This window comes from Oceaniferula flava (genome assembly GCF_016811075.1).
Classification (GTDB): Bacteria; Verrucomicrobiota; Verrucomicrobiia; order Verrucomicrobiales; family Akkermansiaceae; genus Oceaniferula; species Oceaniferula flava.
On the sequence record NZ_JAFBGL010000004.1, the window covers coordinates 315,242 to 336,066 of the forward strand.

The 20,825-nt window shown below is 50.3% G+C and carries 18 protein-coding genes; 15 read left to right on the forward strand and 3 right to left on the reverse strand.

The genetic code is table 11. The features are described 5' to 3' along the window. Positions 1–133: 133 nt before the first annotated feature. The 3 genes from JO972_RS08430 to JO972_RS08440 form a co-directional block, all read right to left on the reverse strand. Positions 134–460, reverse strand: a complete 327-nt coding sequence (locus tag JO972_RS08430) for a YegP family protein (protein ID WP_309489592.1) — start codon at positions 458–460, stop codon at positions 134–136. A gap of 117 nt (positions 461–577) precedes the next feature. Then, a complete protein-coding gene (locus JO972_RS08435) occupies positions 578–1,144 on the reverse strand; it encodes a peptidylprolyl isomerase (protein ID WP_343221561.1) in 567 nt (188 codons plus the stop codon). Beyond that, positions 1,089–1,427 (reverse strand): PT domain-containing protein, encoded by a 339-nt coding sequence (locus JO972_RS08440; protein WP_309489594.1) that lies wholly within the window; start codon positions 1,425–1,427, stop codon positions 1,089–1,091. Before JO972_RS08440 ends, JO972_RS08435 begins: the two co-directional genes overlap by 56 nt. A gap of 226 nt (positions 1,428–1,653) precedes the next feature. On the opposite strand from JO972_RS08440, the gene JO972_RS08445 reads away from it, so the two are divergent. The 15 genes from JO972_RS08445 (at position 1,654) to JO972_RS08515 (ending at position 20,814) form a co-directional block, all read left to right on the forward strand. Beyond that, a complete protein-coding gene (locus JO972_RS08445; protein ID WP_309489595.1) occupies positions 1,654–1,968 on the forward strand; it encodes an ArsR/SmtB family transcription factor in 315 nt (104 codons plus the stop codon). Between the two features lie 63 nt (positions 1,969–2,031). Further along, complete coding sequence (arsB, locus tag JO972_RS08450; RefSeq protein WP_309489596.1) at positions 2,032–3,201, forward strand: ACR3 family arsenite efflux transporter; 1,170 nt, start codon at positions 2,032–2,034, stop codon at positions 3,199–3,201. 401 nt (positions 3,202–3,602) lie between these two features. Next, entirely contained in the window at positions 3,603–4,832 is a 1,230-nt protein-coding gene (locus tag JO972_RS08455; protein WP_309489597.1) for a tyrosine-type recombinase/integrase, read from the forward strand. Between the two features lie 11 nt (positions 4,833–4,843). After that, positions 4,844–5,656, forward strand: a complete 813-nt coding sequence (locus JO972_RS08460; RefSeq protein ID WP_309489598.1) for a hypothetical protein — start codon at positions 4,844–4,846, stop codon at positions 5,654–5,656. Positions 5,657–5,744: 88 nt separating this feature from the next. Further along, positions 5,745–5,981: a helix-turn-helix domain-containing protein gene (locus JO972_RS08465; protein WP_309489599.1), complete on the forward strand. Its 237-nt coding sequence runs from the start codon at positions 5,745–5,747 to the stop codon at positions 5,979–5,981. A 105-nt stretch (positions 5,982–6,086) separates the two neighbouring features. Further along, a complete protein-coding gene (locus JO972_RS08470) occupies positions 6,087–6,779 on the forward strand; it encodes a hypothetical protein (RefSeq protein ID WP_309489600.1) in 693 nt (230 codons plus the stop codon). Positions 6,780–6,789: 10 nt separating this feature from the next. After that, on the forward strand, positions 6,790–8,148 hold the full coding sequence (locus tag JO972_RS08475) for a hypothetical protein (RefSeq protein ID WP_309489601.1): 1,359 nt from the start codon (positions 6,790–6,792) through the stop codon (positions 8,146–8,148). Positions 8,149–8,476: 328 nt separating this feature from the next. Further along, positions 8,477–11,908 carry a type I restriction-modification system endonuclease gene (gene hsdR, locus JO972_RS08480; RefSeq protein WP_309489602.1) on the forward strand — a complete coding sequence of 1,144 codons (3,432 nt, stop codon included), beginning with the start codon at positions 8,477–8,479 and terminating at the stop codon, positions 11,906–11,908. A gap of 24 nt (positions 11,909–11,932) precedes the next feature. After that, entirely contained in the window at positions 11,933–13,420 is a 1,488-nt protein-coding gene (locus JO972_RS08485; RefSeq protein ID WP_309489603.1) for a class I SAM-dependent DNA methyltransferase, read from the forward strand. After that, the gene (locus JO972_RS08490) at positions 13,417–14,790 is read left to right on the forward strand and encodes a restriction endonuclease subunit S (protein WP_309489604.1); all 1,374 of its coding nucleotides are present in this window, start codon (positions 13,417–13,419) and stop codon (positions 14,788–14,790) included. Before JO972_RS08485 ends, JO972_RS08490 begins: the two co-directional genes overlap by 4 nt. A gap of 10 nt (positions 14,791–14,800) precedes the next feature. Next, positions 14,801–16,459, forward strand: a complete 1,659-nt coding sequence (locus JO972_RS08495) for an AAA family ATPase (protein WP_309489605.1) — start codon at positions 14,801–14,803, stop codon at positions 16,457–16,459. After that, positions 16,443–17,528 (forward strand): hypothetical protein, encoded by a 1,086-nt coding sequence (locus JO972_RS08500; protein WP_309489606.1) that lies wholly within the window; start codon positions 16,443–16,445, stop codon positions 17,526–17,528. The genes JO972_RS08495 and JO972_RS08500 overlap by 17 nt, the downstream gene beginning before the upstream one ends. A 1-nt stretch (position 17,529) precedes the next feature. Next, positions 17,530–18,642, forward strand: coding sequence for a PDDEXK-like family protein (locus JO972_RS08505; RefSeq protein ID WP_309489607.1), 1,113 nt, complete (start codon positions 17,530–17,532; stop codon positions 18,640–18,642). Between the two features lie 18 nt (positions 18,643–18,660). Beyond that, complete coding sequence (locus tag JO972_RS08510; RefSeq protein ID WP_309489608.1) at positions 18,661–19,884, forward strand: protein NO VEIN domain-containing protein; 1,224 nt, start codon at positions 18,661–18,663, stop codon at positions 19,882–19,884. 18 nt (positions 19,885–19,902) lie between these two features. Beyond that, the gene (locus tag JO972_RS08515; RefSeq protein ID WP_309489609.1) at positions 19,903–20,814 is read left to right on the forward strand and encodes a restriction endonuclease; all 912 of its coding nucleotides are present in this window, start codon (positions 19,903–19,905) and stop codon (positions 20,812–20,814) included. Positions 20,815–20,825 lie beyond the last annotated feature (11 nt).

Sequence of the window (20,825 nt, forward strand, 5' to 3'; positions counted from 1 at the left end):
TCATCGTTCTGCACAACGGACAACCGCCACCCGACCACAACTTCAGCACTCGTTCCCCGTCCAAACTTGGACAAAAAAACACCCGACTCCACACAGCGGTGAAGTCGGGTGTTAGAAAGTGGTTTCCCAGCCGTTACGCGGTGAGATCCTTGATATCGCCAGCGCAGTTTTTACCGACGGAGGCGATTCCGTTTTTCAAGCCGGATGCTGTTTTGTACATCTGGCTTTGACCGATAATCTGGCCGTTGCCGGACTTCAGCACGAAGTATTGCTTCCCATTGGTGGAGTCCTTGATCTCAAACTTGGACTCATCAGGTCCGTTCTTTTTCACAGAGGCCACGCCGTTTTCACAGCCGCCCTTGTCCTTGTAGGCCTGACCGGTGAGAATGATCTCGCCATTCTTGGCCTTCAGACGGAAATGATACTTCTGGGTTTTTTCGCTTTGATAGATTTCAAACATAATCGTGGGAATAGTTGGTTGTTAGGAGTGGGCCATGATTGCAATCACAGACATTACACGACCCTATCCATAGCTTGAGATGAGGCAAGCTCTCAATTCTGTCACTTCTATCTCCAATTATTTCTTGGGCCCGAGAACGGTATTCCATTGGTCGAGGTTCGCCTTTTGCGCCTTGAACAGAGCATCCGTCGAATCAAGCACCTTGATGCTCTTGATCTTATCGCCTCGTGCGATCTTGTTCACCACGTCCTGTCCCTTGGTCACTTTACCAAAAACGCTGTGCTTCCCGTTCAGGTGAGGCGTGGCATTGTGGGTGATGAAAAACTGCGATCCGTTCGTGCCGGGGCCGGCATTCGCCATGGAGAAGATGCCTGCACTATCGTGCTTCAGTTCAGGGTGAAACTCATCGCCAAAACGATAACCCGGACCACCACGACCCGTGCCGGTAGGATCACCACCCTGGATCATGAAGTTAGGAATCACCCGGTGGAACGTAATGCCATCATAGTAACCCCGCTTGGCAAGGTTGAGGAAATTGGCCACCGTCACCGGGGTCTTGGAAGCTGTCAGAGTGGCTTCGATATCCCCCTTGTCCGTGCTCATCACGATCCGGATATCCTTCACTTCATCACTTTTTTCTTCCTGCGCGTGAACGGAGAAACAACCAGCAACCAGTGCTGTCATCATAGTCAGTAGGTATTTTTTCATCAGGGAATGAAGTAAACCCCATCCCACCCCAGTGCAAGCGGGAATGAGAGATCGCTGGTTGACTGGTTGACTGGTTGACTGGTTGACTGGTTGACTGGTTGATTGGTTGATTGGTTGATTGGTTGATTGGTTGATTGGTTGATTGGTTGATTGGTTGATTGGTTGATTGGTTGATTGGTTGATTGGCTGGTGCTCGGTAGCCGGTAGTCAGTGAGTGTTGGGCATTGACTGGCATGAGGAAGAGGAAGAGCAAGGTCATGGCCGCCCAGACCCGAAGGGTCGACACAAACTAGCGCGGGGTGAAACCCCGGGACCCCGCATCCCCAACACCATCAAGTCCCGGAGGGACGACAGAAGCCCGGCCTCACCAAAACACCCAAACTCTCACCGCATCCCCAAATCGCCTTAACCTTTATTTCCACAACATTCGAAATAATATTTGCCTCACCCCGCCACCATGCGTAGAATCCCGTCACAGATTCGTGATGAACATTGAAGAAACAGCCCTCTGCATGGCCGAACTCGGCCACAAAACCCGCCTCGCGGTCTTCCGCCATCTGGTTCAAGCCGGCAAGACAGGTCTACCCGTTGGCGAGCTCCAGAAGCAGCTTGAAATCCCCGCCTCCACCCTTTCCCACCACATCTCACGCCTGACACGCGCCGGCCTGGTGGTGCAGGAACGTAACGGCACCACCCTCACCTGCCTGCCCCAGTATCAGGTTTTGCAGGAAATGATCGATTTCCTCGTCGATCAATGCTGCTCCGGCGAACCCTGCCTCGACACTCCCTGCGATTGCTAACCGCCCTTTTTTTTCACCTCTTACTTCCATCCTTCCAGAAACAACAAAACAACTACCGTCACCATGAACAACGACCGTAAAATGACCAACATCTTCGAGCGTTACCTGACCGTTTGGGTAGGGCTGTGTATCGTCGCCGGAATTTTGTTAGGAAAAGCGGCACCCGATCTGGCGAAGTCGCTCGACGGCCTCGCCATCCACGTCAACGGCGCCCCGGTGATCTCCATCCCCATCGCCATCTGCCTTTTCCTAATGATGTATCCCATCATGGTGAAAATCGATTTCAACCGCGTGATCAAAGCCGGCAGAAGCGGCAAGCCGGTTTTCCTCACCCTCTTCATCAACTGGTGTGTCAAACCCTTCACCATGTATGCCATCGCCCTGCTGTTCCTCGGTGTCTTGCTGAAAAACATGATCGGCCCCGATGCCATGGATCTGGTGAAAATGCCCTTCGGCCTGGATCTCCCGGTCGGTTCCGAACACGGCGCCGGCACCGTGGTCATGAGCGAGGGCGTGAAAATGCTGCAGATTCCCCTGTGGCGCAGCTACTTCGCCGGCTGTATCCTGTTAGGCATCGCCCCCTGCACCGCCATGGTGCTGGTCTGGGGATATCTCGCCCGAGGTAACGACGGCCTAACACTGGTCATGGTCGCCATCAACTCACTCACCATGCTGGTGCTTTACGGCGTGTTAGGCGGCTTCTTGTTAGGTGTCGGTCAGCTGCCGATTCCTTGGCAGGCCCTGCTCCTCTCCGTCGCCATCTACGTCGCCCTGCCGCTAGTCACCGGCTACTTTTCCAGAAAATGGATCATCTCCGCCAAGGGCGAAACCTGGTTCCAGGAGAAATTCCTCCACCGCCTCACCCCCGTCACCATCGCCGCCCTGTTGTTGACCCTGGTGCTGCTGTTCAGCTTCAAAGGCGAGATCATCCTGGCCAATCCTCTCACCATCGTCTGGATCTCCATCCCCCTAGCCCTGCAGACCCTGCTGATCTTCGCCCTCGGCTACGGTGCGGCCAAGATCATGAAGTTGAAATACGAAGACGCCGCCCCGGTCGCCATGATCGGCGCCTCCAACCACTTCGAGGTCGCCATCGCCACCGCCGTCATGCTCTTCGGCCTCTCCTCAGGCGCCGCCCTCGCCACCGTCGTCGGAGTCCTGATCGAAGTCCCCCTAATGCTCCTCCTCGTCAGCGTCTGCAAAAAGACCCAAGGCTGGTTCGGCGAGCCGTAACACCCGGACACAAAAAAACCACCGATACCGGTGGTTTTTCAGATGGAGGCGGGAGCGGGAATGACCTCGCCCACTCGGTCTGTGCCAGTCTGAAAATTCCCTCCTCCGGGAATTTGTTAATATAAAAGCGTGATACACGCACTGCGTGTGCGCTCAAACCCGGCCTGAGGAAGGGTTCTCATCCCACTCCCGCCTTCGTTGATCAATTTCAAGACCGAGTGAAGCAGGCACAAAAAAACCACCTATACCGGTGGTTTTTCAGATGGAGGCGGGAGCGGGAATCGAACCCGCGATTCGATTCCGTGGATTTTATAGACAAAATAGAACGATTTTATAAGGGTTAGGACGCTATAGGACGCCATAAATATTGACAAATGGCACCACTATGGCACCACCTAATTATGGCCGTTTTAATCAAGAAAGGCACCTCCAAATATTGGCATGCACAGTATCTCGTTCCCACAGATAAAGGGACGTGCGTGAAGGTGAATCGGTCTACAAAAGAAACCTCAAAACGCAAAGCCCTGCTGAAAGCGGTCGAGTTTGAACGCGCTGCGCTGCGAGAAGCAGGGGCAGGCAACGTCAAAGGGAGGAAGATGCTGGCGGTGTTGACCCGAGCGACTGAGCACGCCGAACTAGGCAAGCTGAACGTCACCAAGGCCAGGGAATTCATGGCTGAGATCGTTAAAATAGCCACAGGCGAGGACATGCCTGAATACACGGTTAGAACGTGGACAAAGGAGTGGCTGACTCGGAAATCAGGCAAGGCAGAGTCCTCCCTCAGAGCCTACCGCACAAACGCAAAGCATTTCCTCGAAGGACTCGGCGAGAAGGCCGACCATACATTAGAGAGCATCACCGTTGCGGACATGCGGAAGCTGCGGGACTGGCTCCAGTTCGACGAAAAGGGCGAACGCAAGTCCAGTGTCACTACCGTGAACCAAAAGATGAAAACAGCTTCATCCATTTTCATAACCGCCATGGCTGAAGGTATCACCAACTTCAATCCGGTTGCTGCGCTGGAGAAACTTGAAAACGACGACAAGGTTCAGCGCAAACCTTTCACCAAAAAAGAGGTAGCCGCCTTAGTGAAGCACGCCCCTTCCGAGGAATGGAAAGGTTTGATTCTGTTGGGTGCCTACACAGGTCTGCGCTTGGTGGACTGCGCATCCCTCACGTGGGGAGACATCGACATGACCAACGAAGTGATCGCCACCCTGCCAGCCAAGACCAAGAGAAAGAAAACCGTTGTCCGCATCCCTATCCACCCTGCGCTGGCCAAGTGGCTGAAGACCCGCCCCACGGCAATCAACCCTGCCACACAGGTATTCCCGACGCTTTCCCAATACCTCGGAGCTGGCCGCAACGGTCTCAGCACACAGTTCAACGGAATCATGGAAAAAGCCAAAGTCAGCCGTGGCAAGTCAGTTCAGACAGGCAGTAAAACATTCCACGAGAAAAGCTTCCACAGCCTACGCCACACCCTCACCAGCTGGCTCTCGGACGCTAAGGTTCCGCCTGAAATCCGAATGCAAATCCTCGGTCACAAGTCGGAAGAGGTTCACGCCGGATACACCCATCACCAAGACCACACCCTCAAAACTGCGATGCAGAGCATCCCAAACTTATAACTGATAAACCCATGGCTAAACCTCCTTCACGCGAATTTGTGATCCAACTATTCGGCCAGGAAGCCGATGAAGTGATTCCTGAGAATTTTAAGTTAGAGTGTGTGAAAGCGATTAAAGCCCGATACAGCGCTAATACCAAGCCATCAATTCAGTTCACGTCAGAGGTCGTCTATCCAAAAGAAGCATCTAAAATTGCACTGGAAAAACCAGAATGGTGGTGTCCGTGTTTGCTCCAAGACGGAAGATGGACGCCCGTGGCGATACGCCCAGATTGGCTTGATCTTGAAGAGTGGAAATCAATCGCTCCCGATCCCAACCGTCCACCAAGCACTAATAGCGCGGAGGACGTTATCCACATTTTACTAGAACGGTTATCCGAGCGCAGAGGTCAATACGGCGTAAACCCTGAGACCCTAGAACTGAGCATATCCTCGATTGAGGAAGCGCTCATGTATTTATCGGAAACCAATGATCCTAACGCTTGGGAAGGCGCTTGGAACCTTTTTCTGGCGGGCGTCGCCTGCGCCCAATTATTCACGTCCGAAGAAATCCAAGAACTCACGAAGCTGGGGCAACAATTCAAGTATCATCGAAAAAACACGTCTGACAGGGAATTTGAGGGTCTCAAAAAATGGGAGCAACACGTGGTTACGCTCGCCCGGAACAACCCAGCCATCAAACCCGCCGCCATTATCCAAAGTTTGGTTACAAAGGGATATATCGTTGATGAGGGCGATGACTACCGAGTTAAAAAACATGGAACGCGACCGAATCATCATGCGCTGGTCACTCATATATACAGGCTACGTCGAGATTTCTCATAGACTCAATTGAGCTAAAATCATACATATAGGCCGGTGTATGATTTGAGGTATCGACGCACTGAAATTTCTGCGAATATTGGAGGGCGTCATGAAAACGCCAACCCAAGTAAACGACCCCACGCCACCTTTAAAACCCGAGTGGCTCCGTATCCCTCAGGCCACACAGGTCTTCGGCATCGGCAGGAGCAAGCTCTATGAGCTTATCGCCGAGGGTAAAATCAAATCCGTCTCACTCCGCAAACGCGGCCAAACCAGCGGGACGCGCCTCATCAGCTATGACTCACTGGCCGATTACATCGAGAGCCAGCTAAAACCCCAAATGTAAAAAATCCGCCCTTGCGGGAGCGCAAGAGGCGGATTCTGGAATTGTCTTTGACGGGACACATTCAGACTACTGCATTCATTGCTCCACGCAAGGGCATTTTCAGTTATGAAAATGTCTCTCAAAAAATCCACCGTGCAGGAACACCTGCTCAAAACTCTGCAACCTCATTTGCACCCGCAATGGCGCGGTCAACTTCAGCAGCAATCACCATGGCAAATATACGAGAAACGGGCTGCGAAACACGAGTTTCTTCGCTGCATGTTTCCTATGGATGCTTTGATCTGGCTGGGACGAGTTCACCAATCCGGCCAACAAAAGTATTCTAAGCAATTCCGCCGTGTTTACGATTGGCTTCAACGCCCATTACTCCCGGCTCGATGTGCGGCGGGGATATTCCTACCCGGAGGCTATGCGCGCTCAATAGCCAACATCAAGAGCGCACCATTCATCGTCGTTGAATCGGATGATTTGCTTGGGCGCTCACCACTAACCTCCAGCGAGAGAGAGGCTAATAAAGCGTGGAGCTACGCGCTGATTCAATACCTCGTTGAAGCATGGGGACTGTCTCTAAGGGCAGTAATCGACACAGGCAATAAGAGCCTGCACGCGTGGTTTGATCGCCCCAATCAACACACCTTGAACTGCATCATCCACCTGGCTGAAAGCCATCACATCGACAAACAAATCCTTCTGTATGGACATGCAGCCCCGCTGAGAATGCCAGGCTGCATCCATGAGAAAACCAAACAACCTGCCGAACTATTATACCTAAAATCCTATAGCCAAATAACCCACTAACAACAAAACCATGAAAACAGAAAAAAATTCAGACTCAAAAAACTCCTCCACTACTCCACCTGAGAAGGAACCGGTTGTTTTCAACCCCGCTCACATATACTATTCGACGGAAGGTGGCTGCTACTACATTGATACCGGCGTAATCTTCCGGTCTTACTCACGCAAACCTCCCGTAATAGCTGGCATCACGAGGTTTTTAAAAGCATCAGGCGTTTACAGCGACGACATCAAACCACTACTCGACGAACACATCGACACGATTGAAATTGACCGTGCTGTGGATTGGCAAGGCAAGCTCGCAGGAGCCAAGAGGGGGATCAAAGAATATCGTGGCCGCAGGTTTCTAATCACCGAGGGGCCCAATGTCCCAGTTAGCAAGCCTGGTCAATTCCCTTACATATCGAGCATAATTCGACAAGCATTCCCTGATGAGGATAGTAGGCTCGCATTTTGTGCGTGGCTCAGGGATGGCGTGCGTGCGATCAATACAGGCATCCACCAACCCGCACCAATGGTGGTTCTGGCAGGCAAACGCAAATCAGGCAAATCATTACTCGCCTTCATCACCACCCAGCTCTTCGGCGGCAGGTCAAGCAATCCAATGACTGCATGGTCAGGCAGTCTTCCATGGAATGACAACTTGCTAGCGGCGGAATTACTGCTCATTGATGACGCCGCAGCCAGCACCGATCCCAGGGCGAGGAAAGCTTTTGGCTCCAGATTTAAGGAGTCCATTTACGCAGCAAATGTGGAAATTAATACTCGGCGACAAACCTCCATTTCTATGCGCCCAGTGTGGCGAGTGATGGTGTGCTGTAATGAAACCCCGGAAAACCTATCAGTCATTCCACCATTGGAGGACGGCATTGAGGATAAAATCATGCTGCTCAAAGTATCCACAGTGACCCCGCCAATGCCCGCATGCACCCCCGAAGAGCGAGACGACTTTGCAGCCGCACTTACCGCTGAACTGCCCGCTTTCATGCATTTTTTGGAAAATTTGAAATTGCCTGAGCACCTCATAGATTCACGCTCAGGAGTCATTGCTCTCAAAGACCCAGAGTTGCTCGACGCCGTAACAGATATCTCCCCGGAGAAACGGCTCGAAAATTTACTCCATCTCTCAATCACGCAGGACTTTATGGGGCTCGATGTGGGTGAAAGTCGCTGGATGACTGCCGTAGAGGTTCAGGGCAAGCTACAGGATCGTGATACCCCTACAAGCTACCAAGCAAGCTCACTCCTGAAATTTGATGCCAATGCAGGGAGATACCTCGCCAGCCTCGTCAAGAGTGACAGTCCGTTCGTGACGGCTTCAAAAATCACCAACGGCATTCGCCGCTATCAAATCACACGCCCAGCTGAGTAATCAGGTGGAGAGGTGGAGCAGTCTTTCACCAACATCCCCCCTTCGCTGCAGAGTGCGCTTGAGGGTTTGCCTCGAAGCACGGTAGACCCTCGCAGTGGGGGGGGACACCCTCATTAACACGACTGAATTTCAATAGAAACCCCTCCAGCGATTTTTCCTAACAGGCATCACGACTTACTAACGTGAATCATCAAGTTACGCCTTCCTACCCACTACTGAGGAAACTAACCGATTACGTTCAGCAGGCTCCACAGGCATTCCATATTCTCCGGAAATTGCCTTCCCATCACACGCTAATTCCCGTTAGATTGCGTCTAGATTAGTCGATGTGAAATCCCCTAACTTCCAATACCTTCAGAAACATCATCCACACCTGCATCGTTTGGCGGTCGATGCCGAGGGTTTGTGCATGAGCAGCCCTGATCTCTGCCTCACTCGCCTACGCCAACTCCTGGAGTGCATTCTCACCTCCATATTAGGCAATGATCGTGCTGTCGACAATGCACGCCGCATTTCAGAACTAAAATATCAAGGGACCATTTCAGAGCAGATGTCGGATGCCATGCATCGACTCAGGAAGCTTGGAAACACCGCCACCCATGACGCCGAGGCATCTCCGTCAGAAGCCGTGTTTGGATTGAAATTGGCCCGTGCTATTGCTGTCTGGTTTCACACCCTTCGTAACCCGCAGTTCAAACCCTCCGCGTTTGTGCCGCCTCCTGCCTCCAAAGGTGATTCAGAGGAATTGAAACAGGAACTAGCCAGACTCCGTGAAAAGCTCACCGAGCAGAAACAGGCGACACTGGCCGCGCAGAGCTTAGCCTCTGATTTAGGGCAGGCTAAAAAAGCCGCAGAGGAAGAATCCCGCGCCCAATATGCGGATCTCATGGCAGCCCTAGACCTAGCCACAGAAACCGAAGAAAAACTCAAAAAGGCACAGGACGAGTTCCTTGAAGCTCTCAGCGAAACTGAGAAGGCACCTGAAAAACCGACTCAAAGAGCCATCGATTCTGCTGGCTTGGCATTCGATGAGGAGATGGATGAGGCTACCACTCGGCGAATCATCGACCAGCAGCTCATTGACGCTGGTTGGGAGGCGGATTCCATCAAGCTCCGCCACGCACGGGGAACTCGCCCCAAGCACGGCAGGAATATCGCCATTGCAGAATACCCAACCTCCGGGGGGCCTGCTGACTATGTGCTATTCGCGGGGCTCATTCCCATCGCTGCCGTAGAGGCCAAGCGCGACAACACAGACGTTGCGGGTAAAATTCCTCAGGCTCAGCGCTACTCCCGTGACTTCGTTGCACCCGAAGCAACCACACCCGCCTACGAAGCCGAGGGACGCACCGTGGCATGGGCTGACGATGCCGAAGGGCACTATCACCTGCCATTCGTGTATTCATGCAATGGCAGGCCATTCGTAAAACAGATCAAAGAGAAGTCAGGCACATGGTTCCGTGACGTGCGGAAGCCATCGAATATCAAGCGTCCCCTACACAGCTTCCATAGCCCTGACGGCTTGCTGGACCTGCTGAAAAGGAGCAAAGAAGAAGCTGAGAAAAAGCTCAAAAATGAGGGCTTCACATACCTCAAGCTGCGTGACTACCAGCAGACCGCCATTGAAAAAGTCGAGGCCGCTCTTGAGACAGGCAAAACGGAATGCCTGCTAGCCATGGCTACCGGCACAGGAAAGACACGCACAATCGTTGGCTTGATGTATCGTTTTCTAAAGGCGGAGAGATTCAAGCGCATCCTCTTTTTGGTGGATCGCACCGCTCTGGGGGACCAGGCCTTGGACACTTTCAGAGAAGCCCCGTTAGAGCAGAACCAGACACTCTCCACCATCTACAATGTAGCCGAGCTTGGGGACATGGCAGCTGAGGCTGAGACACGCATCCATGTCTCCACTGTTCAGGCCATGGTTCAGCGTATCTTCAACTCAGACGTTGCACCTAACGTCGACGCCTATGACTGCATCATCGTCGATGAGGCCCACCGTGGATATACGCTCGATCAGGAAATGACCGAGGGCGAACTCAGCAGCCGTGACGCCGCACGCTACCTATCCAGCTATCGTCGGGTCATCGACTACTTTGATGCGGTTAAGATCGGTCTCACCGCCACCCCAGCCAAGCACACCTCGGAAATTTTTGGCAAGCCTGTCTACACCTACTCCTACCGCGAAGCCGTCGCCGACGATTGGTTGATCGATCACGAGCCGCCCATCCGCTACGTCACACTGCTCAGTCAGAATGGCATTAAGTTTGAGAAAGGTGAGAAGGTCACGGCCATCAATACCAAAACCAAGAAAACTGAAACCGCAGAGTTAGAGGACAACATGGATTTCCAAGTCGACGCCTTCAACAAGCGCGTCATCACCAAGAAGTTCAACAAGGTCATCTGCAAGCAGCTCGCCGAGGAAATCGATCCCTTTGGCGATGAGAAGACCCTGATATACTGCGCCACAGACATCCATGCCGACATGGTGAAGAACCTCTTGGACAAAAGGTTCTCGAAAAAATATGACTCGTTATACAACGAGGCGTCCGTCCGCAAAATCACCGGCAAGAGCGATAAGGTAAAGCAGCTCATCAAGCGCTTTAAGAACGAACGTTACCCATCCATTGCCATCACCGTGGATCTTCTCTCCACTGGTATCGACGTGCCTAAGATTTGCCACCTCGTGTTTCTCCGCAGGATCAATTCCCGCATCCTATACGAGCAGATGATAGGCCGCGCCACACGCCGCTGTGATGAGATAGGAAAGACCACCTTTAAGATTTATGACCCCGTGGACATCTATCAGGCGTTAGAGGATGTGAACACCATGAAGCCCTTGGTGAAAGACCCCAAGATCACGCTCTCAGAGCTTATCGAGGAGCTACAAGATCCCAAGACGCACTCCATCCCCAAACCCAAGGACGCACAAACCTCCCATGCCCAAGACGTGCTCGATACCATCAGTCAGAAGCTGATGCGCGTTCTACGCAAAGCCGAGAAAGAATCGGAAAACAAGCCAGACATCAAAAATAAACTCCGTGAGATGGAAGAGCTCCTGGAGGTTCCCCCGAAAAAGCTCCACAGCCATGTTAGGGATCTAGGCCCAGAGGAAGCAGCCCGGTTCTTTAATAAACACACCCAGCTTCTCTCCCACTTGGAGCAGGTCAGAAACCTTCTCGGCAGCAACCTCTACCCAATCATCTCCGACCATGAAGACGCACTGGTCACTCGCGAACAAAGCTACGGCGATCACTCCCGACCAGAAGATTACTTGGAAGACTTCAAGCATTTCATCGAACTGCACGTGAACGATTCTGCTGCTTTGAAGTGTGTGGTCACTCGACCCAAAGACCTTACCCGTGCCCAGCTGAAGGAGGTAAAACTTCTGCTCGATCAGCATGGTTTCAGCCGTGCCAATCTGGATACGGCATGGCGCACCACTACCAATCAGGAAATAGCCGCCAGTATCATTGGCTATATCAGACAGGCCGCACTAGGGGAAAACCTCATCTCCTTCAAGCAGCGCGTTGATTTGGCCATGGGGCACATTTACGCATTACACCCGTGGACCACGATCCAGCGGAAGTGGCTTGAGCGACTTGCCAGACAGTTGACCCACGAGGTTGTCATCGACACCGATTTCATCAATGATGCATTCTCAGCTGACGGTGGCGCTCAGCGTCTCGACGGTCTGCTTGGCAAGCGCCTCGACTCCGTCCTGTCCTCACTCTCCGATAACCTCTGGAAATCGGCCTAACTTCTATTACTTCCACACTCACACATGACCCAAAACGACCTCGTTCAAAAACTCTGGAAAGTCTGCGATATCTTGCGCGACGATGGCATTAATTACTCGGACTATGTCACCGAGCTGGTGCTGCTGCTCTTCATCAAGATGGAGCATGAAAAGGCACGGGTGAACGAGAAATACCAAGAGCGCCTGCCCGAGGGATTCCGCTGGCCAAACCTCGCGGAAACCAGCGGCCTGGAGCAGCTGAACTTCTACAAGCGCCTCCTGCTTGTCCTCTCCACAGGAAAGGATGCCGACGGTAAATCCATCGCTATCGACCCCATGGTCTCCGCCATTTATGCCGAGGCCCAGACCAGCTTGCGAGAGCCGCGCCACCTCTCCGCCCTCGTACGCACCTTTGACACCCTGAACTGGTTTAGTTCTGACAAGGATGACCTCGGTGACGTCTATGAAGGTTTACTGGAGAAAAATGCCACCGAGACGAAGTCCGGAGCTGGCCAGTATTTCACCCCACGCGCATTGATTGATAGCATCGTCCGCTGCGTTAAGCCACAGGCTGGCGAAACTATCCAAGACCCCGCCGCAGGCACCGCAGGCTTCCTCATTGCCGCTGACACCTACATCAAGTCTCAGACCGATGACCTCTACGAGCTCTCTGAAAAAGACCGCAAGCGTCAACGCACCGAGTGTTACACTGGTGTGGAACTTGTCCCGGACACCCGCCGCCTTGCGCTGATGAACTGCCTGCTGCACGGCATGGAAGGAGGTTCTGAAGGCGTAGTCAGGCTGGGCAATACCCTGACCTCCATGGGCAGCTCGTTACCCAAGGTAGATATCATCCTTGCCAATCCTCCCTTCGGCACGGCCAAGGGCGGAACCTCAGGCAAGGACATGCGCGATGACTTCACCTTCACCACATCGAACAAACAGCTCGCCTTCCTCCAGCACATCTATCGTGGACTCAAGCCTGGTGGACGCGCCGCAATCGTGCTACCGGACAACGTACTGTTTGAGGACGGAGTGGGTGCCCAGATCCGTGCCGACCTGATGGAGAAGTGTGATCTGCACACCATATTGCGCCTCCCCACGGGCATCTTCTACGCCCAGGGAGTCAAAACCAACGTGCTCTTCTTCACCAAAGGCACAGCCAAGGACAAACATCAGGAAGAAGGCTGCACTAAGCATGTCTGGTTCTATGACCTGCGCACCAATGCCCCCAGCTACGGCAAGCGCACCCCTTTCACCGCAAAGGAGCTTGAACCCTTTGAAAAAGCTTACGGCAAATCGCCACTCGGTACATCCAAGCGAATCGACGAGGGCGAAGAAGGAAAGTTCCGTAAATTCACCCGTGAGCAAATCAAGGAGCGCAACGAGAATCTTGATATTTCTTGGATACGTGATGGTAACACCACCGATTCTGCCGACCTGCCCCAGCCTGAAGTCATCGCTGACGATATTCTGAAAAACCTGAAAACAGCCCTAGCTGAAATCGAACAATTAAAGGAGGAAATGGCATGAGTGATTTACCGAAAGGGTGGATCGCGCCCACAATAGAAGAAATCGGAATAGCTAAAACCAAATCAGTTAATCCGGCTCTCACGCCAGCCAAACACTTTGAACTTTGGAGCGTCCCTTCTTTTCCGACTAACGAGCCCGAAATCATTACGGGAGGAGAGATCAAATCTAATAAAGCGTCTGTTCAACCTAACGATGTGCTGCTCTGCAAGATCAACCCAAGAATTAATCGTGTTTGGGTAGTCCGACCAACCAAAAAAGAGCTACCACAAATAGCATCGTCAGAATGGATTGTGGTAAGGAACGAGCAAATAGATTCTCATTATTTGAGATATGCTTTCATCGAAGACTCTTTCAGAATCAAGCTATGTTCAAATGTGTCGGGAGTTGGCGGATCATTGACCCGTGCTAGACCTCAAGATGTCAGAAGATACCGAATAAATATTGCTCCACCTGAAGAACAAAAGCGCATCGTCAAAAAGCTGGATACATGTCAGGGACATATCGACCGCTCGAAATCAGCCCTCGATGCCATCCCCCAACTCTTGGAAGACTACCGCGCCAGCCTCCTCGCCAAAGCCTTCAACGGCGAACTAACCGCCGACTGGCGAGCCCAACAAAAAGCCCAAGGCATCAAACACGAATCCGCCGAAGAACTCCTCCAGCGCCTCCGTCAAGAACGCCGCAAACAATGGGAAAAATCCGAACTCGCCAAATACCAAGCCAAAGGCAAAACTCCCCCAAAGAAATGGAAAAATAGGTTTAAGGAATCCATCTCTCCAGACTTCAAAAAGTCCCCTAACAAACTCCCTACAAACTGGCTTTGGACCTCGGTGTCAGACCAAACTTTGTGCTTAGATTCACAAAGAATCCCCATTAGTAAGAATGATAGAGTCACCGGCCCTTACCCATACTACGGTGCCAATGGTCAGGTAGATTTCGTTAGCAAATATTTGTTTGATGAACACCTAACACTCGTGACAGAAGATGAAACATTTTACGGACGAACTGCGCCGATCGCGTATAGCGTCGACCATAAGTGTTGGGTAAATAACCACGCGCATGTCTTGAGACCGCTGCCTCCGATATCGAACTCATATATCACCCATATGCTTATGCATTATGATGTGGAGCCTTGGTTATCAGGAACAACTGGGCGAGCCAAGCTAACCCAAGCAGCTTTGAACTGCCTCCCAATACCTTTAGCCCCCATCCCTGAACAAAAAGAGATAATTAGACTCCTTGAAATGGCCTTCAAGCGTATCAACGCAATCAAAGACCTACATGCCCAACTTAAGTCCCAACACTCTAAATTAACTCAGTCCATTCTCGCCAAAGCCTTCCGTGGTGAGCTAGTTCCGCAAACCTCGTAAAACAAGAAATGTGAAAATATTACGATTAGAACTCACCGAAACATATAAAGGGCTTGAAAATCAGATTTTTGACTTCCGGGATAGTGACTCAGACATTGTATCGTTAGTCGGGCTGAATGGTTCTGGAAAATCAAATTTCTTAGAGCTTACTGCTGAAATATTTTGCTATCTAGAGCGAGATCAGCGCTATGATTTTGAAACAAGGCAACCCCTAAGTTTCAGTTTTTCGGTTACATATAAAATAATAGATCATCGTCGGCATACTCAGACCTATCACATTCAGTATGTCCGCTCTGCAAACCACCTCTTCTATTCACACCTAAAGGACGGGACATTCATACCAACCTCATCGTCTGACGTGGTTCTTCCCAGTGCCATAATTGGTTACTCCTCTGGGATGAACGAAAACCTTCAACGCCCATTTCTGAAAAACATTGTACAACATTACGATATTTTAATGAAGAAACAAAAGGTTTTAAAGCAGTTTAAAACCGCTATCAACCAAGCTGATACATTTGAGTTAAGAGGCGAAATAAGTATTGATTATCGAGAGCGATTTCCCACGGTTTTTGGCGAAAACCGAGACTACACTGACGCCCCCATGGGCACCATTTTAGATTATGACAGCTCACCTCTAGTCGTAGCTTCTCTGGCGTTGTTACCGCATGCGGACATTCAGAAGTTCTGCAAAGAAATCGGTTACAGTGATCTAAAAAAAATATCATTTAGGTATAATCTACGAGGCAAGCCATACACCATTGATGAGTTGCGTGATATTACTTCACTCTTAGAAACGGTTGGGCACGGCCAATATAAAGCCATAGGCGCTCCTCTCAGCAACGATGAGATTGAAAAAATAGCCCCCGATGTAACTCTTGAACTACAGGATCTAGCCTACTTGGAAGGAGACATACACATTAATTTGTTTAATGATAGTCTGCGCTCTTCGCTATGTGAAATTTACTATCACGACCCCGCTACATTCTTCAGAAAACTGCACAAAATTCAACTGTTGGAAGTCAAAAATTGGCAAGCCAAAGATCGAAATTCACTGCGCCGCGACGATTTCATTGGCAATGTAAGAAAGCCTACTCGACTACGAATGCCACTTGAAGTTTCCGACCTAGTCTTCATCAACAACCATGGCCGTGAAGTTTCATATTTCGATTTGAGTGACGGCGAGACACAATTAATTCAAATACTAGCAGCACTAAGGGTATTCGATTCTAGGTCGTCCTTATTTCTCTTAGATGAACCGGACACACATCTAAACCCACACTGGAGGACAGAATTTCACACACACATCAAAAATGTGCGCGATAACAATGCAGAAGACTCAAAAGCAAGCCAGCTTTTCATATCCACACACTCTCCCTTCATCTTATCATCTCTCGATCGTAGCAGCGTCTTCCATTTCAAGAATGTAGATGGAGTGCTATCAGTCGCTCCAGCAGAAGATCAGACCTTCGGGTCATCCTTCGAATACCTCTCTAAACGCCTTTTTAAAATGGAGTCACTTATTGCAAAAACAGCGATCGATAAAATAAATGCAATATTACAGGAAAAGTCACATACCGAAGCTCGTGAATGGATCAAAGACCACGTTGGCCCATCACTCGAAAAAACGTTCTTATTGAAACAGCTCGAAGAAGATGCTCCTCCCAATTAATCCTCAAAACGCCACAGCTAAAATTTTCGAAACTTTAAACCTTGAGCTGCTACATTTTCTTGAAAAGAGCGTAGTCATTGATGTATTCTCGGATGCTCTATTTTCCGATCCCTTTGGGAAGCTTCTAATTCAAGCTAGTGAAGCAACTAAACTGAAATTCTTGGCTTTGCATAAGAAAATACACGCGGAATTACCAGCCACTTCTAGTCGCAGCACCTTCGTTTGCTCAATCATAGACAATCAAGACATCGAACGTTTTTTTCAGAATGCTGGAGAGGTGCCGCCTGACATCCCAGCTACTCTAACGAAAGAACTAGGTGATTTAACAGTGCACCTCTATTCCCAATCCTCCAGTCTCACAGGCGTTAAAACTTCTTGTGCTGAATCAATACACGATCATTACCATAAGTTCACTAGAATTAACAGTTTCACCTGTCCATGCTGCGGGGCATCTGAACTCATCCAGTTTAATGGGGATATTGACGAAACTAATAGGTGGAGAGGTCCCTATGATCATATACTCCCAAAAAGCAAGTATCCCCAGTATGCAGTGCATCCAAATAACCTTCTGCCAACCTGCACCTTCTGCAATACCTACGCCAAGGGCCAGAAAAACCCCGTAACAGAAGGCGACCCTGAAGTGCCCTGCCTAAGCCCATACCCTTTTGATCCTACTTCCTGCGTGCAAGATAGAGTCCGACTTGAATACCCCCCAGAGTTGCGAATCGTAAAACGTGTTCAGCTGTGTGACGACGAGACGCCAGAGTGCAAGACATGGAAACGTCTTTATAACACCACATCTAGAATCGAAGGTAAGTATAACGGTGAAATTCTAAATATCATCATCGGGGAAAACCCCTCACACAACGCGCAGCATCTTAAATCACAAATTCAAGCTAAGGCCTCACAAACTATAGCCCGAACCGCCCTAGGACCATGGAAAATCTGGGAGAAAAAGCTTTATCAGTATATGATCACACAATCAGACAACTTTTTTAACGCCCTATGGTCACAAATACAAGAAGCCCAAGTTACACACTGTCCCTCAGATATTTTTGACGTAACCTAGCATGCCATACCCTTCCCTATTAGATCTTTTCCATGCCCTCCCAAAGGTTAAAAAAAACCGCACCGTGATGCAGGTCTCAGGCTATCCGCATTATGAAAACGTGTGCAGTAACATATTGGCCTTCTACCTCGATCCAGAGGAAGAACACGGCCTAAGCGATCTTCTGCTTCAGTCCCTGTTCAAGGTCACTCACAAGTCATGCTCAGCCTCCTCAGCATTAGAATCCCTCTCCTTTGAAACCATCAACGTAGAACGCGAATACACCACAGACGGGAACAAGCGCATCGACCTTGTTATCACTGGAGAGAATTTCGTGTTTGGCATTGAAAATAAAATCTATCATTGGCTAGCCAACGATCTCAACCACTACGCAAAGGCCCTCAGGCAATGCGCCATCAAGGAGCAGAGAAAGAACGAAGCTGAACAAACCCCTACCATCATCAAAACCGTCCTGGGGCTACACCCTGTTTCACCAGAGAAGCTACAAGGAGGCTTCACTTCGATCACCTACACGGACCTCTGGCAGGTAGTACAGCAGCAACTCGGCCACTACCTACCAAACGCATCCCAGAAATGGGTCATCTACTTACTCGACTTCATCGAGACCACCAAACAACTCACCGGACAAAACATGGAACTCAAAGAAAATGACCAGTTCTTCATCGAAAACGATGATCAGATCAATCAGATGATTCATGCGCGCAATGACTTTCTAAAACGCCTCAGTAATCAAGTCTCACAACTTCACAGCATGATTTCCGATGAGTGGGATACTATAGAACCTTTATCAAGAGCCCCTTGGATAGCCTATAAACGCTGTCTCGTTCTTGATTTCACATTTCAAGGTAACCTCAAGATCGCTTTTGACCTTTGGCTGAACCCTAGAGGCTGGGAGCTTCAGTTATGGTGTCGTCAGTCGGCAAAACACAATTTTGTAATTCGCCTTCTGGATACACCTCAAGTGAAAAGCAAAGCTCCAGATCCAAAACCGCATAACAACCGATTTATTACCCAAACGTGGGACGTGGGCACCCCCCTGGAAGACATCCTGCCACACCTGCTTGAATGGATCAAAATCCTACCGGAAGCAGCTAGCCACCTAGAACAAACTTAAAAACCACACCCCTCCGAGATGATGACCATATCTAGAATAAATTTCCGCACACAACTTGATAAATTCAAGAAGATGGTTAGCAGTATCGACGGTCGCCCATTTCAATCTTTCAGCAAAGGCTACGCCTTTGAAAGGGAAGGTTATAAGGACGAGCTTTATGCCATTGCCCGACGTAGGCTGGCTCCGGGTGATTGGAATGTAGACCTAATAGGTACTGGAACCATTCTCGACAGACTCATTCATGCCATTGAGATATCCGCCAGCGATGAGAACGCTGGGAACAATCTTCTGAAGTGGCAGCAGTATGGAGCCCACAATATTCTCAAAGACATCAAAGCTGATCACCGCTGCAGTGAGCTGGAGGCACTGCTCTTTGATTTTTACACCGATCAAATTGATGGTCAGGATGTCCTCGAACCTTTGACCAAGCTCATCGCACGTAAATACCCGCTTGTAGCCTATATCTTCTTTATCAAAGACTGCGACCGCTACCTGCCTATCGCCCCGGAGGGCTTCGATCGAGCGTTTAAACGGCTGGGCAGTTCACTCAAGACCAACAGGCGCTGCAACTGGGAAAACTACGCCGCATACCTAGATCTGATTGGTCACATACGCGACCTACTGCGCGATGAAGGGTTCTCCAACACGCGGCTATTAGATGCTCACTCTTTCTGCTGGATGCTTACAGAAGTGTCCGAAGACAGCCCAGAAGAGGCCCTCATAGAAGCCACTAAGGCCGCCAACTTCATCGAAGCCCGTGATCTAACCAAATCGCTCCGACTTCCGGCTAGGACAAACGCAACCGATGCCCAACTGAACGCCGCTCGATCAATCGACTATATCAAACGCGCTGAAAACCAAGCTGCCATTGGTACACTCAGTGAGGAAATTGCACTCAAAGCCGAAATCCAACGCCTCCTCGATGCAGGGCAGACAGAGCTTGCTGAGCAAGTCGAACCCGTTTCGGCGAATCACACACTCGGATACGATATTCATTCCTACGAAGTCACAGGAGAGCCACGTCTGATCGAAGTCAAAACTATCTCTAAGAGCGAAGGTCAAAGCGAGTTCTACACCTCTTGGAGGCAGCAAGAGGTAGCCTCAATATCCGATAACTATTTTTACTATCTTGTTCACAATCCACGGTCTTCAAAACCCACCATTGAAGTCATCCGCGCAGAGGATATTCGTGCCGAATTAAAATCACCCATCGTATATAAAATCACACTCCCAGCTCGTTGAAACGAGCACCTCGACACCATGACCATACCCACCTATCAAGAATTCATGCTACCTGTGCTACAGGTGCTCGAAAAAGCCCCTGAGCCACTTCATCATAAGGAATTTTGTGAAGGGGCCTGTGACTTGCTAGGCGTCCCTGATGATGTTCGCAAGGAGATGCTGCCCGCTGGTGGGCAGACCTACGTATACAACCGCACAGGCTGGGCGTCATGGTACATGCAGCAAGCTGGGCTGGTAGAGAAACCCAAGCGTGCATATTTAAAAATTACTGATGCAGGTAGAGAACTACTGAAAACCAAACCTCAATCCATCGATAACAAATTGTTGGCTAACTACCCGTCATTTGTGGAGAAGGTCATCAAGAAAAAGCCGGAAAACAAACCAGTGCCAGATGGCGCAGGCGACACCGAACAAACACCTGATGAGCAAATCATTACTGCCTTCAAAGACCTCAATGATACTTTGGCTGATAATTTGAGGGAAACTATGGCCACGATGAGCCCATACAGGTTCGAGCAGCTTGTGGTCGATTTACTATTTGCCATGGGCTACGGAGGTTCACGCGAGGAAGCCGCCACCGTGACTCAGAAGTCAAATGATGGAGGTATTGACGGAATAATCAATGAAGACCGCTTGGGTCTCGATGTCATCTACATTCAGGCTAAACGCTACCAATCGACAATCGGCAGCAAGGAAATCCAGAGTTTCGTAGGAGCCTTGGCTGGCAAGCAGGCAAACAAAGGGGTATTCATTACCACAAGTGATTACTCTCGGGCTGCATTGAGCTACGCTGAAACCGTGACCCAAAAAGTGATTTTGATTAATGGCTCCCGCCTCGCGGATCTGATGATTGAACACAACATTGGGGTATCGACACAACGCACGATAGCAATAAAACGAATTGATACGGATTACTTCGAAGAGAACTAACTCCCTGGCCA